Source organism: Corynebacterium anserum, from assembly GCF_014262665.1.
Taxonomy (GTDB): Bacteria; Actinomycetota; Actinomycetes; order Mycobacteriales; family Mycobacteriaceae; genus Corynebacterium; species Corynebacterium anserum.
Genome location: NZ_CP046883.1, coordinates 1673351 through 1697037, shown reverse-complemented (window position 1 = coordinate 1697037; position 23687 = coordinate 1673351). Strand labels below are relative to the sequence as shown.

13 protein-coding genes and 1 tRNA gene are annotated in these 23687 nt (G+C 55.8%); 9 read left to right on the top strand and 5 right to left on the bottom strand.

Annotated features, from left to right (window positions below; all coding sequences use genetic code 11):
• Window positions 1-3: 3 nt before the first annotated feature.
• From GP473_RS07050 to GP473_RS07035, 4 genes are read left to right on the top strand one after another with little or no spacing between them, the layout of a single operon-like run.
• Window positions 4-3402 (top strand): ATP-dependent DNA helicase, encoded by a 3399-nt coding sequence (locus GP473_RS07050; RefSeq protein WP_185770191.1) that lies wholly within the window; start codon window positions 4-6, stop codon window positions 3400-3402.
• Window positions 3403-6906, top strand: a complete 3504-nt coding sequence (locus GP473_RS07045; RefSeq protein WP_185770190.1) for a UvrD-helicase domain-containing protein — start codon at window positions 3403-3405, stop codon at window positions 6904-6906.
• Between the two features lie 6 nt (window positions 6907-6912).
• Window positions 6913-7989 (top strand): potassium channel family protein, encoded by a 1077-nt coding sequence (locus GP473_RS07040; protein WP_185770189.1) that lies wholly within the window; start codon window positions 6913-6915, stop codon window positions 7987-7989.
• On the top strand, window positions 7989-10094 hold the full coding sequence (locus tag GP473_RS07035; protein WP_281381106.1) for an ATP-dependent DNA helicase UvrD2: 2106 nt from the start codon (window positions 7989-7991) through the stop codon (window positions 10092-10094). The genes GP473_RS07040 and GP473_RS07035 overlap by 1 nt, the downstream gene beginning before the upstream one ends.
• Here GP473_RS07035 and GP473_RS07030 read toward each other — a convergent pair.
• Together GP473_RS07030 and GP473_RS07025 are read right to left on the bottom strand one after the other, a co-directional pair.
• Window positions 10075-10995, bottom strand: a complete 921-nt coding sequence (locus tag GP473_RS07030; protein WP_186276768.1) for a TOMM precursor leader peptide-binding protein — start codon at window positions 10993-10995, stop codon at window positions 10075-10077. The two genes, GP473_RS07035 and GP473_RS07030, sit on opposite strands and share 20 nt — an antisense overlap.
• Window positions 10996-11047: 52 nt before the next feature.
• A complete protein-coding gene (locus GP473_RS07025) occupies window positions 11048-12649 on the bottom strand; it encodes a zinc-dependent metalloprotease (protein WP_186276767.1) in 1602 nt (533 codons plus the stop codon).
• Between the two features lie 81 nt (window positions 12650-12730).
• On the opposite strand from GP473_RS07025, the gene GP473_RS07020 reads away from it, so the two are divergent.
• A complete protein-coding gene (locus GP473_RS07020; protein WP_185770186.1) occupies window positions 12731-13813 on the top strand; it encodes a YlbL family protein in 1083 nt (360 codons plus the stop codon).
• 156 nt (window positions 13814-13969) lie between these two features.
• Here the strand turns inward: GP473_RS07020 and GP473_RS07015 are convergent, their stop codons facing one another.
• On the bottom strand, window positions 13970-14506 hold the full coding sequence (locus GP473_RS07015; RefSeq protein ID WP_246394744.1) for a PPA1309 family protein: 537 nt from the start codon (window positions 14504-14506) through the stop codon (window positions 13970-13972).
• A 121-nt stretch (window positions 14507-14627) separates the two neighbouring features.
• On the opposite strand from GP473_RS07015, the gene GP473_RS07010 reads away from it, so the two are divergent.
• The gene (locus GP473_RS07010) at window positions 14628-17657 is read left to right on the top strand and encodes a UPF0182 family protein (protein ID WP_186277299.1); all 3030 of its coding nucleotides are present in this window, start codon (window positions 14628-14630) and stop codon (window positions 17655-17657) included.
• Window positions 17658-17741: 84 nt separating this feature from the next.
• Window positions 17742-17815, top strand: a tRNA-Met gene (locus GP473_RS07005).
• A gap of 149 nt (window positions 17816-17964) precedes the next feature.
• Here the strand turns inward: GP473_RS07005 and GP473_RS07000 are convergent.
• A complete protein-coding gene (locus tag GP473_RS07000; protein ID WP_222104948.1) occupies window positions 17965-19554 on the bottom strand; it encodes a hypothetical protein in 1590 nt (529 codons plus the stop codon).
• Window positions 19555-20719: 1165 nt separating this feature from the next.
• Here GP473_RS07000 and GP473_RS06995 point away from each other — a divergent pair.
• Both GP473_RS06995 and GP473_RS06990 read left to right on the top strand, forming a co-directional pair.
• Complete coding sequence (locus GP473_RS06995) at window positions 20720-21985, top strand: acid phosphatase (RefSeq protein WP_246394743.1); 1266 nt, start codon at window positions 20720-20722, stop codon at window positions 21983-21985.
• A gap of 155 nt (window positions 21986-22140) precedes the next feature.
• Window positions 22141-22989, top strand: a complete 849-nt coding sequence (locus tag GP473_RS06990) for a chymotrypsin family serine protease (RefSeq protein ID WP_186276766.1) — start codon at window positions 22141-22143, stop codon at window positions 22987-22989.
• Window positions 22990-23081: 92 nt separating this feature from the next.
• Here the strand turns inward: GP473_RS06990 and GP473_RS06985 are convergent, their stop codons facing one another.
• On the bottom strand, window positions 23082-23381 hold the full coding sequence (locus tag GP473_RS06985) for a chorismate mutase (RefSeq protein WP_185770183.1): 300 nt from the start codon (window positions 23379-23381) through the stop codon (window positions 23082-23084).
• Window positions 23382-23687: the final 306 nt, after the last annotated feature.

Genomic DNA, 23687 nt, shown 5'->3' with positions numbered 1-23687 from the left:
GGCATGAACTTTCATGCTTCGGATCCTGCCCAGAGAATTGGGGCTACGGGTAACCCGACTGTCATTCTTGAACGTGCTCAATCCTCTGCCTGTGCGCAGCGCAACTGGGAGGGCTTGCCAGCTGCTCTGATCAGTGGTGATGAACGCTTAGATTATGACAAACCCTACGCTGTATTGGGTGGCCCTGGCACGGGCAAAACCAGTCTTTTGGTAGATGCAGCTTTGAGTTTTCTTCTGCAGGGCGGACGCGCAGAAGACATGATGTTCGTCGCGCCCTCCAAGGCTGCAGCTGCACGTATCCGCGCTGAGATATTCGAACGCGTGAGCGACGTGAAAGAGTATGCGGGGACGGGCGCTCCTGTGCGTAGCGTGCACTCGTGGGCATTCGCTTTATACCGAGCGATCCGCCAGAGCAAGCAGGAGCCACTTCCTCGGTTGATTTCCGGCGCGGAGCACGATGCTCAGATCCGAATTCTGCTGAAAGGCGAATTGGAGGATGGGCTGTCTCTGTGGCCAGACGAGATTATGCCAGCACTGGGGATGGTGGGCTTTGCGCGACAATTGCGTGATCTCATCCTCCGTGCGACGGAGCGTGGGGTGCGGGCTGATGAGTTGCAGCAACTAGGGGTAAAGCATTCCCGCCCAATGTGGGAGGCGGCGGGGAATTTTTTGCGCCGCTATGAGCAGACACAGCGCCTTGGTGAGGTATGGAATCTTAATGCCTCCGAATTGCTTCATAGCGTGATTGAGGAGCTTGAAGGTGATGGCTCGGGTGTAAGTGCCGGAGAACAGCTGGCACTCCGCCAACGCGAACGCCTCCAGCTGGTGTTGGTTGACGACGCACACAACATGGATCCAGCATCCGCTAGTTTCATCGAGACTCTCATCGCGCCGGGCACGCGGGTAATCATCGCTGGGGATCCCGACCAGTGTGTCTTTCATTTTCGCGGTGCGGATGAGGCCTTCTTGCTTCGCCATTCACACGACGATGCTCATCTTGTCGTGCTCAGTAAGTCGCATCGGCTGAATTCTGACCAAGCGGCTGCAGTACAGGCGTTGACGGGACAGCTTCCCCATTTACGGACACGCATTCCGGTCACAGAGTGCGGCGGACAGGGGCAGCTCCGACTTCTCACCGCATCCTCTTCAATGTCGGAGAAACTCCACGTCGCTAATGTCGTGCGGCGTGCACACCTTGAAGATGGCGTGGCCTGGGGAGATATCGCTGTTATTGTGCGTGATACCGCACAAATATCATCGTTGCGTCGCGTATTGATGTCCCACGGAGTGCCGGTGAAGGTCGATCCAACGTCCGTGGTGCTGGCCGAGCAGCCTCTCGTATCCGTCCTACTCCTTGCGATGGAGTCGACTTACCGCCGTTTGAGCACGAATGAGATGAGGTGCTTGCTGGAATCCAGCGTGGGGGGAGCGGATCCGGTGATGGTGCGCCGTGTGGAGCGCTCGATTAACCGCGCCATAACCCATGAGCGAATCCTTAACAAAGACCTGCCGAGGCATTCTGATGGAGCGCCCTACCAGGCAATAGATTATCTCAACGCCCTACTGGCTGGAGAGGCCACTGAACAGGAACGGGAGGCGTGGACCCGTTTCTTTGGTCCTCGAGAAGAAACGGTGAGTGGCCGCTTGGCTAAGGTCCTCAACGCTGGGCGAGAAGCTTATGAGAACGGCGAGGGCGTAGAGACCGTGCTGTGGCGAGTGTGGCAGGCCACTGACCTTGCCAACCATCTACAGACCCGCGCACTGCGTGGAGGTACGTTGGGTGCCCAAGCTGATCAAGATCTAGACGCAGTCATGAGCCTTTTTGACCTCGCAGGTGATTTTGCAGAGCGTAACCCTGCTGCTTCTGTGGAAACGTTTGTAGAAGAAGTGCGAGCTCAGGAGCTGCCTACGGGCACCCGTGAGCGTAGTAGTGCGCCGACGGAGGCCGTGGAGATTTTGCCTGCGCACGCCGCCGCGGGGCGGCAGTGGGAGGTCGTGGTTGTCTCAGGAGTACAGGAGGATCTGTGGCCAGCAGGCCCTACCGTGGGTGGTTTATTCAACCAACAGGAACTTGTTGATCTCCTCGACCGGAAGATCGACCCGAACCTTCAGATATCCCGAATAGGCCCGGCGGTGGAGGAGGAACGCCGCCTGTTCCTCCTGGCGCTCAGCCGTGCCCACGGACAGTGTGTCATCACGGCGGTAGATAACGATTCTGATGAGGCTGGTGTGCCTTCCCGGTTTCTATCGGAGATTGAGGGTGCCGTTGTGCCATTCGACGCCACTTCTGCCACCGATGAGCTTGCTGACAAGCCACCAGCATCGGGGACGGAAGAACCACAATCCTCCTCACTAGAACAGCACCCTCATGCAGAGCACGATATTCCACGAGTGCTTGCACTGGAACCGTTATTGGGAGAGCTGCGTTACGCGGTGAGCGAGTCTCGCAGCTCAGAGGAGCGTGAGAACGCTGCCCGTAACCTGGCACGTATGGCCACAGCAGGGATTTTCGGAGCGCACCCTAGTCAATGGTGGGGAGTGGCGGCACCGTCGACAGACGAGCCGATGGTGGACAAGGACGGCAAGCTCAGGCTCAGCCCTTCTCGCTTGGAGGCTCTTAACAACTGTGCATTAGGTGACTTCTTTGCACGTCACAGCGGGGTGGGGCTGGAGACAGACGTCCAGCGTATCGGCATCGCGGTGCATTGCATTGCACAGGCCATCGTGGATGATCTGAGCAGTGCATCCGCGCCTGATGCGCAGCACCTAACTCTGGAGTCTGTGCTGGATGCAGTAGAAGTGTATTTCCCTCAACTCGTCACCGGGGCGGCATGGTCCGTGGAGCACAACGTGAAGCGATGGCGGGAGGGAATTGAGAAACTCTATCGTTTCATCAGCGAGAGAGTGTGTGGCGCAGGGAGTAATAAAGCGGTGGCGGAAAAAGAGTTCAGCGTGTGCCTGGGGCAGCTGCACGATGGCACAGAGGTTGTACTCAACGGGCGTGTGGATCTCGCCATTATTAACGCTGACGGTGCCACGATGGTCTATGATTTCAAAACCGCCCGCACAGCCAAATCAGCAGAGGCCGTAGCCGGTAGCCATCAACTATCCGCCTACCAATTCATGGTTGCCCACACTGAGGGGCTGACAAATGACGGAGCCGCGTTGGTGTATCCAGGGGAGACCGGCAGGTCCTCATCCAAAGGCCAAATCGCAGAGGCCAGAGATGTGCAGCAAATGAAGCTCAGTGCTGAGGAACTCAGCGAGTATAAAACAAAGATGCTTGCACTGGCAGAGGCAGCTCAAGGCCCGAGTTTCCGGGCGACGCCAGGACCCCACTGTACTTACTGCGGATTTGCTAGTGCGTGTCCGGCACAGACTGCGGGAAGGATGTTGGTCTAAATGACTCACGGGACACTTGATCCTCACCGAAAGATTTTCACTCCGCAGGAGCTTTCACAGCTTCTGGGGCAGCAACATGCACCCACTGACGAGCAGGCGAGAGTCATCGGTGCAGAACCCACTGGTACGTATCTTGTAACCGCAGGCGCTGGAGCAGGGAAAACCGAAACGATGGCTGCCCGGGTGGTCTGGCTAGTCGCTAATGGGTACGTGCTACCGGAACAAGTTTTGGGTTTGACTTTCACCAGAAAAGCGGCCGCAGAATTGGGCACGCGTATCCGTGCCAGGCTCGGTACCTTGGCCCGTAGCGCTTTCATGGATGAATTATCAAAAGATGATCCGCGCCATGACATCCTTAAAAATATCTCGCCCGCAGTGAGCACATACGACTCATATGCCGGCGATATCTTACGCGAGTACGGTTTGTACATTCCTATCGAACCAGCGGGACGTATCATCACCGATGCTGAGCGCTGGATGATTGCCTACGACATAGTGCAAAACTGGACGGGCGAAATCCAGGGGGACAAAACTGCGAATACGTTGATTTCGTACGTGCTGACACTGTCTGAGGAAATGGACAACCACCTGGCCGAGATGGAAGATGTGCGTTCTTTGACAGAGCTAGCCATTCAGGGGTTGGATGAACTTCCCAAGACTCGCGGCCATCTGAGTAAAAAGAATCTTGATTTCCTGGATGCGCAATACCGACGTCTGGAGATTTTGCCAATCATTGAAAAATATCGAGCTCGTCTCGATGAAATGAACGTGATGACTTTCGGTCAGCAGATGTCGAAAGCTGCGACGTTGGTGGAGGCACATCCTCATGTGGGGGAAGAGCAACGTCGCCGCTTCCGCGTGGTGCTGCTCGATGAGTATCAAGACACAGGACACTCGCAGCGCATCTTGTTGAGTAATCTGTTCGGCCGGGGAAGGGATCCTGGTTTATCCGTTACCGCTGTTGGTGACCCAATGCAGTCCATCTACATGTTCCGTGGAGCGACTTCTTCCAACCTCGAGAAATTCCGCGAAGATTTTCCGCTGCCTGGGGGCGATAACGCAGGCAAACCAGTGTTATCGCACAAGTTAGAGCTCACCACCTCCTGGCGAAATCCCGCCGGCGTGCTCGAACTAGCCAATAAGGTCGCGAGTTGGTCGATGGATACCGGCCGGATGGTATCTGAGTTGCAGCCGCGACCCAGTGCACCGCGAGGTGAGATTCAGATTGGTTTCTTCGAGACACGACAGGAGGAGTTGGATTGGCTAGCCGGTGAATTGGAAGCGCGCTGGAAAGACTATGAGCAATCAGCTCGCACCACTCCATTTTCTGCAGCTGTATTGGTAACGAAGAATAAGCAGGCACTGCCGGTATACGAGGAACTCATCGCTCGAGGCATTCCTGCAGAAATGACCGCGGGGCCCGGCCTACTGGATTTGCCTGAAGTAGCTGACGTGTACGCCACACTCCGTGTTCTCGTGGATCCGGAAGATGATGAAGCGACAATGCGCCTGCTCACAGGTCCACGCTTCAATCTGGGGGCTGCTGATCTGGCTGTCCTAGCTCAGAGAGCGAAACAAATCCATCGAAAGAAACCTGAAGATACAGGTGGCGAGAGCCCTGAAGCCCGGGATCAAATGTACTCATCCTCGGCACCGCAGGCAGCGACAGCAGTGACGGCTCCCAACGTACCCTCTGAGCTCGCCAGCTCTCTCGAGAAGCTTATTCCAGATCCCCATGCCATGTCTGTGGGCCTTAGCGACGCTGCCGCTGACTTGACCGACGCCGTCGAGCAAGGCATGAGCGAAGAGGGCGCCCGCAGGATTAGTGAGTTCGCTCAGGAGTTAGGTCAGCTTCGTCGTCACAGCTTAAGCAAACCGTTGCCTGACTTAGTGGCAGATATTGAACAAATGATTGGTGTGCGCACTGAGGTGATGGCTCGTTGGCACCGTGATCCAGAAACATCGATAGGCACCAGTCATCTGGAAAAATTTGCCAGCATTGTTCGAGATTTTGCGGCACTAAATAATTCCAACGCATCGGCGCTCGTGGAATACCTCAAGGCCGCCTATGACCAGGAAGCAGGTTTGGAACCAGGCGAGGTCCGTAAGAAACAAAACGTGGTACAAATCCTCACTGTCCACAAAGCCAAAGGACTCGAGTGGGATATCGTGGCGGTGCCTTTCGCCACCCGCAACAATTACGCGGATTATTCGCAGACAAAACAGATAGAGAGGTGGACCTCCAACGCGTCGGCGATGCCCACTGAATTGCGTGGTGACGCGGAACCTAGTGGAACCACCGGGGATCAGATGCCTATTTTCGATGCATCTACAGCAACAAAGTCATCAGACCATAACAAAGCTGTCGAGGAGTTCGCGACAGAAATTAAGCGCTATGCGTCGAAGGAATCGGATCGCGTGTTCTATGTGGCAATAACTCGAACCGAGCGCGTACTTCTGGTCAGCGGCTCTGCATATTCCCCAACTAGGAAGTCAGCCGTGGACCCGGCTGTATTACTGAAAGTCATCGCGGATAGTGCGAATCACGATGAAATCGTGGAATTTTCCGAGGCTGGAAAGACCTACCCTAAAAAGTTCTACGACGACGTGGAGAAAGGGATATTGAGCCGCGAAGATAACCTGTTATCTCCCTCGCCTGAAGCCAACCTGCTTCGTAAAGAAAACGACGCACGATGGGCTGCTTTCCTGAAAGAACAAGAGGAGAGCGAAGAGATGAACGGAACTGTCTGGCCGCGTCGGCACAATGTAGACACGAGCGCTGTGGACATGGTGGAAAGCTTCTTAGACGGGGAAATCCCTCCCACCACTACAGCCTGGGATAGGGAAACCCAGCTGCTTATTGAAGAGTTCACGCAACGTTCCACCCGAGAGGTTCGCGTACCCCTTGGCATTCGGTTAACAGCGACTGAGGCAGTGGCTTTGCGTCAGGACAGCCAAGAGTTCGCTCGTAGGCGGCGGAGGCCGGTACCTCTCGAACCTAAGCCATTCGCTAAGCGGGGTACAGCCTTCCACAACTGGGTTGAACAGCACTACAAACAGGTGAGCCTCCTTGATGAAGAGGAACTGCCCGGAGCTTCGGATGCCACCGTCAAGGATCCCCAACTCGAAAAGCTAAAGGAGGCTTTTCTTGCTAGCGAATGGGCTGATAAACAGCCGTATTCCGTAGAAGGAGCGTACTCGGTGTCACTCGCCGGCCGCATTTATGAGGGGCGCATTGATGCAGTCTTTCATGAGGGTGATGATATGCGCACAGGTTGGTTTGTGGTGGATTGGAAAACAGGGAAGAAGCCGGTGGGGCAAGCGATGGCGGCAGCTGAGATGCAATTGGGTGTCTATCGCCTTGCGTGGGCTAAAGTTTTGTCACGCCGATTGGGTATTGAAGTGAACCCTGAGGAAGTACGTGCTGCTTTCCACTATGTGGCAACAAACGACACTGTGGAACCGCGTACACTACCGACAGCAGAACAGTTAAGTGGAGAGTAGGCCTGAATGCGGGATAGGTTGCGAGATCGCTTCCGCGCGGATACCGAGGTAGACGAATTACCACACCACGCGCTTCTCAACATCGTGAAGATTCCAGAAGCCGCAGTGCAAAGCCCGTGGTGGTTGATCGCGCGCCGCATGTTTTATGCATTGATACTCCTATTTGCTACGGCCATCGTGGCTTATTGGGACAGGGAAGGCTATTCAGGGATGGATACATTCCTGGATTCTGTCTACTATGCAGCAGTTTCCCTATCCACCACCGGTTACGGTGATATTGCTCCGGTGTCACAACATGCCCGCATGTTCAACATCTTGATCATCACACCGCTTCGCGTGGTGTTCCTGATCCTTTTGGTCGGTACTACCCTGTCCGTTCTTACCGAAGAGTCCCGCAAAGCTCTGCAGATTCGCCGCTGGAGGAAGCGCATGCGCAACCACACCATCGTCATTGGTTATGGCACCAAAGGACGTTCCGCCATCACGGCCCTATTAGCTGATGGTGTCTCCCCGAGTCAGATCGTGGTGGTGGACACCGACCGTGAAGTGCTCGAACAGGCTTCTACCCAGGGATTGGTGACTGTTCAGGGCTCGGCGACCCGTTCTGATGTGCTGAAACTCGCCGGGGTCAATCGCGCCCGTGCGGTGGTGGTCGCGCCGAATCAGGACGATACTGCCGTGTTGATCACCTTGTCTGTCCGTGAGATCGCGCCGTCTGCGACCATCGTTGCTTCGGTGCGTGAGTCCGACAACTCCCACCTCTTACGCCAGTCTGGTGCAGATTCTGTAGTGGTTTCCAGCGAAACCGCTGGGCGACTCATGGGCCTCGCTACCGTTACCCCTTCTGTCACCGAGATGATGGAAGACCTGTTGAGCCCGGACGAGGGATTCTCCATCGCTGAGCGCATGGTTGTGGAGGAAGAAGTGGGAGGTAACCCACGGGTGCTGGAAGACGTTGTGCTGGGGGTCGTGCGTTCAGGAGAGCTGTATCGCATTGATTCAGCTGAAGCGGAGACTGTCGAGCCCGGTGACCGCATTCTTTACGTTCGTTCTAATGTGGAACCAGAGGAGGGCGCTCAGTAGTGTCCGTGGGGCGCGTACCGTTTGATCTGTCCGAGCTCGACCCTGATCAACTGCAGGCGGCCACAGCCCCCCGGGGTCCCGTGTGCATCATCGCAGGTGCGGGGACCGGTAAAACCCGTACGGTCACCCATCGGATCGCCCATTTAGTGGGTGGGGGATATGTCAACCCGGACCATGTTCTTGCGGTTACCTTCACGAGCCGTGCCGCTACTGAATTGCGTGAACGTCTCACGATGATGGGAGTCGCTCGTGTCCAAGCGAAAACCTTCCATGCCGCCACGCTACGTCAGTTGAGTTATTTCTGGCCACACTATGCGGGTGACCTGCCGTGGCGGTTGCTCGACAGTAAGTTCAGCGTGGTTGCTCGAGCTGCCCGCTCTCTCCGCATCGACGCAGACAAGACCGCATTGGCGGACATCATTGGAGAAATTGAGTGGGCGAAGTCCTCGCTCGTGGCCCCCGATGATTACCCGAGTCGGATCGTGCCGGATAGGCGTGACTGTCCACTATCTCCGGAACAGTTTGTGGACATCTTTAAAGCCTATGAGGGGATAAAAACCACGCGCGAGGGAATCTTGCTGGACTTTGATGACTTACTAATGCACATGGCTGCGGCTATCGAATCGACACCGGGGATCGCCGATGAATTTCGATCCCGCTACCGCACTTTTGTGGTCGATGAGTATCAGGACGTCACTCCCTTGCAGCAGCGGGTGTTGGACGCGTGGTTAGGTGAGCGTGACGATCTGACGGTGGTGGGGGATGCCAACCAGACGATTTACAGTTTTAATGGTGCGACTCCGGATTATCTGCTGGATTTCTCGCGCCGCTTTCCTTCATCCGTGACGGTGCGTTTGCAGCGGGACTACCGTTCCACGCCACAGGTTGTAGATCTCGCGAATAAAGTGATTGGGCAGGCAAAAGGCCGCGTTGCTGGTACGCGTCTTCGTCTTATTGGGCAGCGCCCCACAGGTCCGACGCCGGAATTTGCTGAGTACACAGATGAAACCGCTGAGGCCTCGGCTGTGGCGAAGAGAATCACACAACTTATTAATGAGGGGGTCGACCCCTCTGAGATTGCCATTCTCTACCGTATTAACTCTTCCTCAGCAGTCTTCGAGTATGCGCTGGAAGAGGCTGGTATTAGCTACCAAGTCAAGGGCGGTGAGGGGTTCTTCAACCGTCAGGAAATTATTGAAGCACACGGTGCCCTGATGCGTGCTGCGCACAAGTATTCACCGGAGTCACAGGACGTCCTCAACGCGGTGAAAGCGGCGTTGGTTCCAGTGGGGCTGAGCACTGAGGAGCCTACGGGAGCTAAGGAACGCAGCCGGTGGCAGTCCTTGCGGGCACTGGTTGATCTGGTGGAGGAGCTGATTAACGCCACCCCCGGCATCACGTTCCAGGCGCTAGTGGCTATGCTCTCCGAGCGGCGGGAAGCGAAGAACCCGCCTCGGATGCAGAGTGTGACGCTGGCTAGTATGCACGCGGCGAAGGGCTTGGAGTGGGACGCCGTGTTCTTGGTGGGGCTTAACGATGGAATGGTGCCCATTCATTATGCGCTGAAGGGCAGTGGCGCTGATGATGCCATTGAGGAAGAGCGCCGCCTGTTGTATGTGGGCATTACCCGTGCGCGTGAGAGGCTGTATTTGTCGTGGGCGCAAGCGCGTCAGCCGGGAGGCAAGTCCCATCGGCAACGCACCCGTTTTTTAGATGGCGTGGTTCCAGCATCCCGTGTTGGTGGTAACGCATCGCCGTCGGCAGTGGTTTCTGCGGCGAATTCGCGTGTGGGGGCTCCGAAGAATGCATGTACGGTGTGTGGAACTCGCTTGTCCACACAGGAGTTGAAGATCCTCGGCCGATGCGGTGAGCACGTTCAAGAGTTGGATCATTTATTGGTCACCGAATTGCGTTCGTGGCGTACCGCTATGGCGCAGGAGCTCGCTATTCCGGCCTATGTCATCATGACGGATGCGACATTGGCTGCTATCGCTGCCGCTCAGCCCACGACTGCAGAGGAGCTGGTTCAGGTGGCCGGGATGGGGCCGGTGAAGGTGGATCGCTTTGGCGAGGATATTTTGGCTATCACGCAGAATGTGGTGTGACAGCCGCCATCTGGCAGCTCATGCAGTCTCGCCATCGGGGGATTGGCGGGTGCGTTTTTACGAGGGAATCTTCCAGGCGATAGTCCACGCGGCATAAGGCGGTAGTGGGAATAGCGTGGTGAGGGGATCCGGCGGCCATCCAAGGGAGTATGTGTGCAGTGATGAGACTCGCGGTAGCTAGGGCCGCGATGTCTCCATTGAGAGGATCCGCGGACATGGGGCGTCCTGTGGCTTGCAATCGGATGCTTTTCCAACCTGCGTCTTGCTGCTCGTAGTGTGTGTCAAGGCAATTGAGGCAGGCGGTGTGACCGGGTACGACGAGGGGGCCGACTATCGCATAGCCATCCATTGCAGCACTGGTGAGGTGTGGGATGCGTGCCTGCATGAGCATATAGACGAGGTCGGAATGTGGGAATAGTGTTCCGGGCAGCACGGCAGTGGTGCCCGTCGGTGCGTTGTGGACGAGAGCGTGAGGAGAGTCATAGACGCGATAGTCCACTCCTTGTTTGCTCAGGGCGCGTGTCAGGCGTTCGCTCGCGTGACCTGTGCGGAGTATGGACACGGAGCAGTGAGGTATGTGGCGCCGCAGTACACCAGCGCGGAGGAGTTCTTCGATGATGTCTACGGCGATGTGATTCGAGAACCCACAAAATCCCAGTGACGTGGCGAGTTGATCCGTTGTGGTTGGCAGGCGTGCGGAGGCCAGTGCTGTGAGAACGGCGCCGGTTCGGACATCTTTTGGCAGAGGAAGGATGATCGCGTGTCCCGGCAAGGTGTTGAACTGTATGCCGATACCGGGACGGGTGATCAGTGCGGTTCCCCTCGCTAGCTGTACGAGATGCCCTGTGCTGTCCTTCAAGTCTGAATGCGTATCGGTGCGTCGCTGGCAATGAATAGCCATGATCCCCCCTAGTTCATGGTTGTGGTGAAGGTTAGCCTACTGGCTGGGTGTTTTATTCGTCATCCTTTTCACCATCTTTTTTCTCGTCTTCTATGCCGTCCATACCGCCCTTGCCCTCGCTTGATCCCTGCCCGTCAGTCTCGCTGAGCTTATCGGGCACGCCATTTTCGTTGGGCTTGTCGGTTGTGTCCTTCTCATTGTGGCTCTTGGTTACGCCATGTTCGTTGGGTGCCTCGGTGAGATTCGCCTCATCGTGACCTGTGCTTGCGCCATGAAGTTCGCGTTCGAGCCGCTCAATTTCGGAGATGGGGTTGAAGTCCTTCATCTCTGCTTCGTCGAAAGCTACATGGCCGATGAAAGCTGCGGGATTGTCGAGATCCTCGGCAACGGGGAGGAAGTCTGGGTGGTCCCACACTGCGTCACGCCGCTCGGTACCCACCGCTTCTTCTAAACGACGCCACAAATCCGCCGCTTCAGCTGCTTTCGGAGCTGACAAGCTGAGTCCGAGTGCGTGGGTGAGAGCATCCATCGCAGGAGAACCATTGGTGCGGAAGCTCTGCCATGCGGCGCCGACCATAGCGGCCTCAGGTACCCGTGAACTGAGAGAAGACTCGACAACATAGTCGACCCAACCTTCCACGAGTGAAAGGCTGGTTTCTAGACGCTCGCGTGCGTGCGCATTGGCAGATACCACCTGAGGGGAGAGATCCTCACCCTGCAAGCGGTTCATCATGTCCTGTAACGCCGCCGGATCATTCATCATCTCGGGGTTGAACTCGCGCGTCGCTTCTTCCATCTTGGAGTAGTCCAAGGACATGCCGGCTGCGAATTCTTCGACGTCGAGGATAAGCCGCTCAGCAAGCCATGGGACGTGCTGGAATAGGCGGTGATGGGCCGCTTCTCGTGCCGCGAGGTAGATGAGGGTTTCGCGCTGTTCAGCTCCCAGGGATTTGGCGATGGACTCAAGGTGCGCGGTGGCGATAGCTGCGGTGCGGTCGCCAGCGAGAGGCATGCCCCATTGCGTGGAGAGAACTACGCCTTTGGCTAATTCACCGAGCGTACGACCCAGCTGCATGCCAAAGTTCATGCTGTTGACCTGCTTCATAATGCCTGCCATGGGACCGAGTTGGTCGCGCATCTCTTCTGGCACTGCACCGAGAGAAGCTTCACCGAGTTTGTCGGCGAGGGGATTGACGATGCGTTTCCACGTGGGGAGTGTTTGCTCGAGCCATTGCGTCGGGCCGAAGGCAACTGAACCGGTAGCGCCTGCGGGTAATACGGTGGCCTCATCTAACCACAGTTCGGCGAGGCGAACTGCTTCGGCCACAGCCTGCGAATCGTGCGGACGGTGGTCGTTCCCGATGGTTTGGCGCGCAATGCGTTCGGCCATGGAGTAGTTCACGGGGCTGCCGGAATCGGAGTTGAGATCGCTGCCCATTCCGCTAAACATCGCGCCGAATTGGCTGAGGATGTCGCCGAGGTTGCCCCCGCTCACTCCTCCAAAGTGTCCACCCATGGATTGACCACCGGGGGCGCCACCGAAGAAGAATCCGAAGGGGTTGTCGCCGAAGGGATTGTTGTTATTATCCTTGCCCCGACGATCGTCGTCGGAGTCATCGTCCGAGTTGTGGAAGCCGAAGCCGAAGTTACTCATGCTTTAAACCGTACCTGTGAGTTCTGTGGCTGTGTGGAGTGGAAGTGTGCGCCCTGAGCGAACACGGGTAGTATCCATCGGGTGAGTTTTTGGAATCGACGCAACCGCACGGTCGTTTTAGGGGCTGTACCCGTTGTGGTGCTGCTCTCTTTGATCGGACTGCCGCGCATCCCTGGTACCGATATTGACCTGACGGTGCCGTATGCTGCGCAGGGAAAAGGTCCGACATTCAATACTTTGGGCGATTTCGAAGGTCGCCCAGTTGTCGAAATTACGGGTGCGGATGAGGATAAAACCACCGGCCATCTCAATATGACCACCGTATCGGTGCGCACAAACATGACTCTCGCGCAGGCGTTGGGGCGATGGCTGTTTACAGATGACACTTTGGTGCCGATCGAACAGGTCTTCCCTCCAGGCCAGTCAGAGGATGAAGTACAGGAAAAAAATGCCGCAGCGTTTTCCACTTCGGAGTCTAATGCGACCCTCTCTGCCATGAACTACCTCAAGCGGCCAGTGGAACCGATGGTGATGGATGTCAGCGATAAGTCGGCTGCCCAAGGCACAATCCACATCAACGATGTGGTGAAGAAGGTTGATGACGTGGATGTGAAATTACCGAGTGATCTGGCACGTGAGGTGCAGAAGCACAAACCTGGTGACACGGTCGCGTTGACCATTGAGCGGCAAAAGCGCATCGAAAAGATTGATGTTGAGCTTCAGAACAAACCTGAGGCGCTGCGCAAGCGAGGTGAGTCTGGTGATATTGCGTTCCTGGGCGTGACCACGGTGGCTCAACCTGCGGACGGCTTGCGTGTCAACTACAACCTCACCAATATTGGCGGCCCATCTGCCGGTTTGATGTTCTCTTTGGCCGTGGTGGATAAACTCAGCCCTGGCGAGCTCACAGGCGGCCAGTTCATTGCAGGGACGGGCACCATTGATGCCGATGGCAAGGTCGGCCCCATCGGCGGTATTACCCATAAGATTCGTGCCGCGCAGGATGCGGGCGCCAAAGTCTTTCTCGTTCCTGCCGACAATTGCTCTGAAGCTCTGAGCGCGGAACGCAACGGCATGGATCTGATTAAGGTCGATTCCCTTGAAGATGCCATCGGAGACCTTAAGAACTACACCAGCGGCAAGGATTTTGATACCTGCAGCTAAGGTTCCGTTTTCTGGTTCCGAAGCCGTGTAGTAGCCGTACCGAGGGAGTAGCTAGTCCCTCGGTAGCGCGCAACAGAGGGGATCGCTGTGCACGGTTAGCACGCAACCAAGGGCATCGATAGTCCGTGGGTAGGTAGCACAGCAAAGTTTCGGATTCTAGTCGCGTTCAAAAGTGGCGCGTAGCGTGGCGATGACACCGGGGGCGATGTCATCACCTCCCAGCAGCTCCACCTTGTCTTGCGCAAAAGGGTCAGCTGCCAGTTCGTCGTCCGTGGGACGCAGCTGTATCAGGGAACGTTCGGCGCCCGAGCCTGAGTCGTCCAGAATGCCTGAAAAGAGGCGAGCGGCGCGTGGGCTCGCATCTGCTCCCTCGGCAGAGTTCAGAAAGGTTATCTCCTGAGCGAGTATCGCTCCGACCACCGGTTCGGGCCATCGTATAGTGGCGATGAACTCCCCCAACTCCTCAGAGCCCGGTCGAATGTGTTCCGGGATGCCTTCCTGTACCACAAGGGCGAGGGGGTTGACGGTGGCGTCGTCAAAATTGGAGTCCATAGCGTCAGCAACTAGGGCGTGAGGAACCAAGCCGAATAACGTGGCGGGCCGGTCCCACCCCTCGGCATGGACGAAATCGACGGCCTCGCGTAGAGCAGCGTTGAGTACACGAATGTCGTGTAGATCCAGACTGCTAGTCACTTATTATCTCCCTCCGCCAGAAGTATTCGAGAAGTATTTATGTGCTCCAAAGAATTGTACGTATTGTGGAAGCAGTTTCCGACGACCACTCGGCCATTCAGGAGAGATCCCCGCCTTGAGTATGAAGCCACCCCCGCCACGTGGGGCCAAGAGCAATAAACCCACCACAGATCCGGCTCGCCGACCAAAAATCATTGGTACGCTAGCGGCACTTGTCGCCATCGCATTCTTCATTATCCCTGTGATCGTTTCCACATACGTGGATTGGTCCTGGTTCCACAGTGTTGAATACCAAGGAGTATTCATCAATGTGATAACCACCCGTGTTGTTCTTTTCCTTCTCTTCGCAGTGGTCGCGGCTCTCATCGTCTGGGGCGCGGCATTCGCGGCGTGGAAGACCCGCCCGGATGGTTTCGCGAGACTCGGCGCGGCCTCGTCCCCGTTGGATGAACTTCGACCGACGCTAGTAAAAAATCTCCGGCCGTTCCTCGTGGGTGTGCCACTGGTGATTGGACTGATCTCCGGCTTAATTGCACAGACCAACTGGCGAACCGCGCTGTTATTTGTCAACGGCCAACAGTTTGGTGTGCAGGATCCGCAATTCCATAAGGATCTGGGATTCTATGCATTTCATTTGCCATTCCTACAGTTGATTGTGAGCTCTTTCAGCATCTTGTTGCTCGTTGCGTTCTTCATCAACGGCATCGCCCACTACTTGTTGGGGAGCATTACCACGGGTAACCCACGCGTGGGGGAGAAAGCGCACGTTTCACCACAGGCACGGGTTCAGTTTGCCGTGATCGCGGGAATCTGGATGCTGCTCAAGGCGGTGGATTATTGGTTTGACCGTTATGCATTGATGAACAACCAGAAGGAGACCTTCACCGGAGCTTCCTATACGGACATTAATGCTGTGCTTCCAGCACAGATCATTCTGTTGGTCATTTCCATCTTCGTGGCAATTCTCTTCTTCGGCACGATCGTTCTGCGCGATCTACGCCTGCCGGCGTTGGCAGTGGCGTTAATGATTGGTTCCAACCTTGTTCTCGGTGTGGCGTGGCCGCTCATATTGGAACAGTTCTCTGTCAACCCGAACCGTGCGGAAAAAGAAAGTGAGTATATTTCGCGCAACATCGAGGCCACCCGTTATGCCTACGGTATCGGCGAAGACAAGGTGACCTATGAGCAGGACTGGGGTGCGGACTCGTCCAACGACGGCGCCAAGGAACGCCGGTCTATCGCTCAGGATGATGCAACGTTGTCGAACATTCGCTTGCTCGATCCCGAAGTATTGAGCCCCACGTTCACTCAGCAACAGCAGCTGCGCAACTTCTACGGTTTTCCTGAGGAGCTGAGCATTGACCGCTACGACGTCAACGGTAAGACCCGGGATTTCGTCGTGGCAGCGCGTGAGATCAACCCGAACTCCCTGACGGGAAACCAGAAAGATTGGCTGAACCGCCACACCGTCTACACCCATGGCAACGGTTTCATTGCAGCGCCAGCTAACAAGGTTGATGAGGTAGCCCGTGAGGCCGGCTCAGCGCGAGGCGGATTCCCCGTCTACACCCGCGCAGATCTTCAATCCAACGAGTCCGGTAAGCAGGGTGGGGAGCTGAAGGTCGATCTCAAGCAACCCCGGATCTACTTTGGCCCGCTCATTGCCTCGTCGGCGGATCCGAATACTGACTACGCGATCGTGGGAACCACAGGGCAGGAACCTGTGGAATACGACACGGACACTCAGAACTACACCTACACGGGCAAAGGTGGCTCTGATATTTCCAACTACGTCAACCGCGTGATGTTCTCGGCTCACTTTGAGTCCATGAACATGCTCCTCTCCGACCGGATTGGTACTAATTCGAAGATTTTGTTCGAACGCGATCCGCGCGAGCGCGTGCATAAGGTCGCCCCGTGGCTGACTACCGATTCTAAGACTTACCCCGTGGTAGTAGACGGACGCATCAAGTGGGTGGTGGATGGTTACACCACCCTGGAGAATCTGCCGTACTCCCAGCGGACATCCCTGACGGAGAGCACCTCTGACGCGCTCAACCCCGATGGTGTGAGCCAGAATCAGCTGGTGAACAACGATGTTTCCTACATTCGTAATTCCGTGAAGGCGGTGGTGGATGCCTACGACGGAACGGTTGATCTGTACGCGTTCGATGAAGACGACCCCGTGCTTAAGGCATGGCGTGGAGCCTTCCCGGGTGTGGTGAAACCACGAGATCAGATTTCTGACGAATTGATGGCTCACCTGCGCTACCCAGAAGACATGTTCAAGGTGCAGCGCGAGTTGATTGCGAAGTACCACGTTTCTGATCCAGGGGTGTTCTTCCAGAATGACGCCTTCTGGTCGGTGCCTTCCGACCCATCGGCGGCAGAGGATCGGCAGCAACTGGCACAGCCGCCGTACTACGTTGTCGCTACTGACCCAGAGACCGACAAGGCCTCTTTCCAGCTGATCACTCCGTTCGTGGGATTGCGCCGTGAATTCCTTGCGGCTCATATGACTGTGGCGTCGGACGCTCGGCATGCGAACTATGGAAAGATCCACGTTCGCGTGCTGCCAACCGGAACACAGACGCAGGGCCCGAAGCAGGCACAGGATACGATGATGTCTTCCGATGAGATCGCCCGGGAACGCTCCCTGCTGCAAGGGTCTAATAAACTGACCAACGGTAATTTGCTCACCTTGCCGGTCGGTGACGGACAGATTCTTTATGTAGAGCCGGTGTATTCACAGCGACAAGGCCAAGAGTCGGCCTTCCCTAAGCTCTTGCGCGTGCTGGTCTCCTATAACGGCCAAGTGGGGTATGCACCCACCATCGCCGAGGCGTTGAAGCAGGTGGGGATTGATCCATCAGCAGCGACCGATGTCCACGAAGCAGACGGTTCTGCGGTAGCTGGCGATAAGAACGACGCCGAGAACGGCTCCAGTAATGGCGATAAGAACCAGGGGCAAGGCTCTCCAACTAGCGGTAGCGCAACGGGCGGTTCCGATTCCGGTCCAGCTTCCGCACGTAACAAGCGTGTTCGGGATGCGATGGATAAGGTCAACAAGGCACGTGAAAGCGGAACGTTCGAGGAATTTGGCCGTGCGCTGGACGAACTGGATGCTGCGGTGAAGGATCTACAGGACTGAGAACAGGCGATTTCACTTTTCTAACACTGTGCGTTAGAGTGGTGGAGTCGCTGACAGAGAGTGCTACTCCTGTTATGCAACCACCGCGGGGTGGAGCAGCTCGGTAGCTCGCTGGGCTCATAACCCAGAGGTCGTTGGTTCGAATCCAGCCCCCGCTACTGAGTGAGAACCTCACCAGCAGAAATGCTGGTGAGGTTTTTTGCATTAATGGAGGTCACCGAGGTGCTATTGTCTCCGGGAAGGACAATACCCATGACTGATAAGTACCCCCCTCAGCACACTGTATATATCCACTCTTCGAAGGAAGTTAATGAGGCTCACGCCTTTCGAGCTGAGCATATGCTGGTAGGAAACCGGTAACCGGATGATAGCCTGCCACAGTGCACCACTGGCGAGGATTAGTGAGCCGGTGAGCATCAACTATCTTGCACTCGACTTGCGCATGTGGAAGATGCGTCGCGCAGACCGCACTGACTGCGGCGGTAAGCTCGGCGACCAGGCCACTATTATCGTTGTTTTTATCATTACACTCCACCGCTAGTGTGATGCGGTGCTGCACTGTTGGCTGTGCAACCAGTGTGTGCTCCACACCTATCCATGACACGCCGTGCAGCGCGCACCCACAAAGAGCGCGGCGTGCTACGGCTAGTGCGATTGCCTGGTCTGTAACACAGTGGCGCCAGGCTCCTAACGCTCGTGGCCACAGACATGGCAGTCTGCCAGACTGGTATTTCTGCACCGTGAGGCTGGTAGACGGCTGATCATCGACGCAGGACACCCCAACAGGAAAGTCCACCGAAGATTCTATGCCGAGGGCATCGAGCACATCGCATACGCCATGCGCGATACTGCCAGATGGTGCGTGCGCATCTACCTCAATGCTCACGAGCGGTAGGTTTACCGAGTCTTCCACCTTCGATACATAATTGGAGCGCACCGCGCGCACGACACGTGACATCCACCAGGCATCAGGAGAAAAACCCCAGGTGGCCAATGATTCCCAGAGCATCACATCCGTTGCCTGCGCAGCGAGCCCACCAGGATTAGTTTTAGAGCACTCGCGTTGGAGTCTAGCGATCATCTCATCTGGATTGAGATAACCACCACACTGGATACTGCGATCCACCAGTGTTTTCCCTGGGATGAAATGCTCTGCTTGGATTGTTCCGCTATCCGAATCACGGTGAAGAACCACTGCTGTGTGGGTGGGTGCAGTCTCGGGTGATGTAGTGACGTTGTGTAACGCTTCCGGGAAGGACTGTGGATTAAAGAGGTCTACACATAGCGGAATCTTATACAGATTGATCGGAGACTCTACAGCGTCTGGTTCATGGATGGTAGACGGGAAAATACGGTGCAATTTGATGGTGTGGAGTACTTCTCGGCAATCGATTGTGCTTCCAAGCACGGTCGCAAACGCCTGCGCTCGATCAACGAGGTGTTCGAGAGTCTCTTCGAAAAACAACGGGTCGCCTTCACACGCGTGCAGAGTGATGGCAGGGGTTGGTACGGGTGACGGGTTGGATACAGAGCAGTGCTCTCCGTCTTGATCCGATACGCTGTAGGCCAGACGTCCGTATGCAAGGGGGCTTTCTGGGTGTTGAGAGTTCGCAGCAAGATGCTTGACGTATTTCTGGGTGAGTTCCCGTACCACAGAACCTGTGAAATACTCACGTACGGCGAGAGCGAGCAAGCCTAGCGGTTCTGCTAGATCCCAGTGTGGAATATGGCGTGGTAGATCCTGCCCAGCTGGGGTTCCAGTCAGTGTGCGGACGGTAGCCAGCGTGGCTTCGGGACTGTAATCCCCATGATCATCGCGAAGATCGATAACAGCGAACGTCTGGTCTAGATCCCCAGGCTTTGTGATACATATGTCCTGGTGATACCTATAATCCAACGTTGTTTCGTCGCAGGGGGAACCGCCAAGTAGCCACTGTATGTGCGTGTGTTCGCGTTCGGCTAACACGAGGGCACTGGAAAAACCTCCAGCGCACCGGATCGATACTTTGCCTGGGGAGGCTCCAGGAGCCAACGATAATCCCTGGCTGCACCGCGGGATGGCTGACCCGCATGTCCAAGCTGCTACTCCCACCCATCGCGCATAGTCAGTAAAGGTCACCATACCCCCAGGCTACTTAGTGGGCTTGCAGTAAACAGTTTGAATATTCTGCTGCCTCCCTGGCCAGTCGCGTTCACCTATCACATCAACATCGGTTGTGTTTCGCCAACTGACCGGGTGTGCGGATTTATGACAATATGCGCGCGCCGTCACCCGGTTACCGCGCCCGCCGCCCGGGCTAATACTCTGCGTATTCGATGTGATGGTAACCCACGTGCCTACGCCCGTTTGCTGGGTTCCCAGAAAGCGGCAAGATCGACGCGAACGTTCGCACTGTTGCCGTTACCGTCGTTTTATCCAAAAATCCATGGGTAGGCACATCGGTGCCGGAAATGTGCGGGTTCTCAGCATGCCCATGTGGGCTGCAAATATGTATTGCCTTCCCTGAAGGAAGGTGTTCAGAGCGATTTAACGGTTGAGAGTACGATTCCAAGGTTAAGTCTGCGGGCACTTGCATGGGCTCAAATCCCTCGGGAAGGCCTTCGGGAAAAGTGGACTCGTCGACTAATCGCCATACTGAAGGCTTAGGTGGGGCAGGCGTGTCAGCTCGGGCGGGAGTAACCGCCATGGCCATGATCACCAATGCGCCTATTAGCTCTGTAGTTATTAAGATGCGTGATGGTCTACGCATCACAACTCCTCAACATTTGGTGGACATGCACGCCGCATTGCCTGGATGCAGCATGCTTAGCGTGGTTGCCCTCTTAATAAGAGCTCTATCTTGGACACTTCTTCTGTGGAAGCTACCATTTCTAGCTGGTAGGGCGCCAGTAGAACATCCAGGGGCGCACCTGGCACTCTTGGTTGTGTGCCCTGTTTGCTCAAATTTCTTTCATTTCGTCATGCGAGTCGCCGCTCAGCATGTCATGATTACCCCAGTGAACTCATCAGCGTTGCTCATGAGAAGAACCAGTGTTGTGTGTGAAGAAAGAGTGAGTACAACGTGAACGCTAACCCGCGCCGCATCGGGGCTGTCGTAGCTGCCCTAGCAATTTCCTTTGGTGCTATTACGCCTGCTCAGGCGGTTGATCTGGATGGTTTTGGCAAAATCGGGGTGCCGCCGATCGCCGGTGGTGAAGTCATTCCTGGGTATCCCATCCCGGTTCAGCACCCTGGTGCTCCTGTCCCACAGCCTTTCCCGGCTGATGCTTTGGTCGGCTACATCTCCGATATCAGTTCGCATGACTACGGGATTTATTACAGCGTCGTCGATGGTTTCAAGGATCTTCAGAAAAACCACCCTGAGGTCATGCATGAGAACCTTGAAAAGGTTGTGAAGATCAACAACGATGCCGCCTCCAATCCCGCGTTGATTCACCGGGCACAAATCGATGCCGCAGCTGATAAGGAGGGGTTGCTCTCTGCCTTTTCAGACGCGCTTGGTTCTGAACTAGGACAGTATTTCCGGGATGCGTTGAAGGAAAACCGCTTGCCGAAGACGGTGTTCTTATTTGGAAATGGGTATGGTGCACGCGCGGGTGGGCTGGCTTCTTCTACCTTCTTTGAGAAGGAAATTTTCGCCTATGACCGTCCTTTCAAGGCGGCCCCGGAGCGCATTAAACGTTATGAAAACGGTAAGGATAACTTCTACCGTGATTCCAAGTCCTTCCCATCAGGGCATACGAACCAGGCAACGTGGGTGACTACATTGCTTGCGTTGGCTATCCCGGAGCTCGGTCCCCAGCTTCTTGCTCGTGGTTCGGAGGCTGGTTACAACCGCCTGGTCATGGGAGTGCATTATCCGCTGGATGTCATGGGTGGACGCATGACCGGTACCGCCGCCGCGGCTGATCGCTGGAATGATCTGAGGATGCGCGCTGCCATTAAGCAAGCCGGCGAGGAAATTCGAAAGGAACTAGAGTGGCGCGCTGGCCGTCCGTTGTCCGAAGTGGTTGCCCACGACACGCCGTATCGTTCGACGACGCAAGCAGTAAAAGAGTACACCGAGCGGATGTCGATGGGCTTCGCGCCAGTCTATAAGACCGACGCACCGATGATCGTCCCGCAGGCTGCTCCTGACCTGCTATTACCATCGCATCCGACGTTGAATTATGCCCAACGCGCCTCTATTCTCCGTCAGACGGCCATAAAGTCCGGTTCTCCACTGGATGACCAAGGACCTCGGGGTTCCTGGCAGCGGCTTAATATTGCGGCAGCTATGGCCGCCAACGTGAAGGTTAACCCCGATGGAAGTGTGACCGTTATCTAGTTTTCGCGTTAAACTGCGTTTATTATTCCCTTAATACTCGCTACACTCCGTACTCACTCTTTTCATACTCACACTTCCCACACCCATCACTCTTCATACCGATATTTCTCACGCTCACTACTTTCCGTACTCGCTATTTTCATTGGTAGGGCCACATGCATCACTCTCAATCCACCTCGACAGATAAGTTGAGTGCCGTCACTCGTCGATCGTTTACCCGGCGAGGTATCGCCGCAGCGAGCATAACTCTTGCTCTTATAGACGGGGCTGCAATGGCGCCTACGGCTCAGGCTCTTCCCGGATCGTCGGAACCTACTATTTCTATCCCGGGTGCCGAAATGCTGTCGGGTAGCCGAGTGCCTGGTCATTACTTTCAGTCTCCAGTGGCTCCTAAGGAGCAGCGGGATATCCTGCCAAAGGCTTTAGTTGGTCCATCTACTCCAATTGCCGTTGGGGAGGGTATCTGTACAACAGCGGTGTCCGGGTACGATTCTGCGGGCAATAAGGTTGCTATCACTGCAGGTCACTGTGGGAAGGCTGGTGATCCTGTGTACTCTTTGGATGCGCCGTCTGCTGGCAGGATTGGCACCTATGTTCGCACGGGGCAGCCTGATTACGGGGTGATCAAGCTCGATGATGACGTGGTGCTGACGAATCACTACGGTGATGTCACCATCACTCAGCTCGGCGGAGCATTGCCAGCCGACAATACTCAAGTGTGTAAGACGGGTATCACTACAGGCACTACGTGCGGACCGAAGATCCGTATGGAAGGCCCGATGATCGTCGCCCACATGTGCGGTTCCAATGGTGATTCAGGTGCGCCTATTTATTCCGATCGGCGTTTGGTGGGCATTGTCAATGGCGGGGTGGGGCTTCTACCTAGCTGTTTGACACCTCTGCAAGGAGAGTTTCACGCTCCAACAGCGGGTGCCGATTGGAATGTGATACAGCGAGACCTGGATGCCCAGGGTGGGGTGGGCGCTGGGTTCCACCTGCCGTAGGGTTGTCGTTACGTAGAGTTCTGGCTTGTACCTATCCTGGGAGTTTTTGATGCTGTGCGCAGACCCTCCACTCGTAGGAGTCTGTGCGCAGTTTAGCCCAAGCGGCCGCGGCCGAGCTGCAGCAATGCTTTTGCGATTTGTACACCCTCGGCACCGAATTCTTCACGGAATTGGTTAATGATTGCCACTTCGCGGGTATATACCAACTTGGTGCCGCCGGATTCGCGGCGGGTTTTGCCGATCGCTTGTGATACTAAGGTCCGACGTTTTATGGCGTCGCGAATCACCTGGTCTAAGCGGTTGATTTCTTCGCGGTAGGATTGGATTTCTGCGTCGGATAGTGGGTCGTCCGTTCCAGAAGGCATGCGGACACTGAAATTGCCATCGCTCATGGTTAAATCATACGGCTAAACCGACGGCGAAAAATACTGGTTCACTGAATGAGTAGCCTCAGCTGAAGAGTAATGTCCTGCCCGCTGGGTAGCCTGGTTAGCTGGAAACCTTAGCTAACTAGAATCCCGGGTAGCAGAAGCCTGAATAACTAGTATCTCGGGGATCTAGGACTAGTATCCCGTGTAGCTAGGGTCGTGAGTAGATCACAACTCTTAAAGATGGAACTTGACTGGGAACCAGATGAGGTGCCCGGGTGATCCGCTCACGGGGAGACATCCATCCCGATGCTCCCCGGCGACTATTGG

Excerpts from the sequence above, each read along its gene's own strand:
- GP473_RS07050 (WP_185770191.1), top strand. The coding sequence starts at position 4 with ATGAACTTTCATGCTTCGGATCCTGCCCAGAGAATTGGGGCTACGGGT.
- GP473_RS07010 (WP_186277299.1), top strand. The coding sequence starts at position 14,628 with ATGAAGCCACCCCCGCCACGTGGGGCCAAGAGCAATAAACCCACCACA.
- GP473_RS06990 (WP_186276766.1), top strand. The coding sequence starts at position 22,141 with ATGCATCACTCTCAATCCACCTCGACAGATAAGTTGAGTGCCGTCACT.
- GP473_RS07030 (WP_186276768.1), bottom strand. The coding sequence starts at position 10,995 with ATGGCTATTCATTGCCAGCGACGCACCGATACGCATTCAGACTTGAAG.
- GP473_RS06985 (WP_185770183.1), bottom strand. The coding sequence starts at position 23,381 with ATGAGCGATGGCAATTTCAGTGTCCGCATGCCTTCTGGAACGGACGAC.
- GP473_RS07045 (WP_185770190.1), top strand. The coding sequence starts at position 3,403 with ATGACTCACGGGACACTTGATCCTCACCGAAAGATTTTCACTCCGCAG.
- GP473_RS07025 (WP_186276767.1), bottom strand. The coding sequence starts at position 12,649 with ATGAGTAACTTCGGCTTCGGCTTCCACAACTCGGACGATGACTCCGAC.
- GP473_RS07040 (WP_185770189.1), top strand. The coding sequence starts at position 6,913 with ATGCGGGATAGGTTGCGAGATCGCTTCCGCGCGGATACCGAGGTAGAC.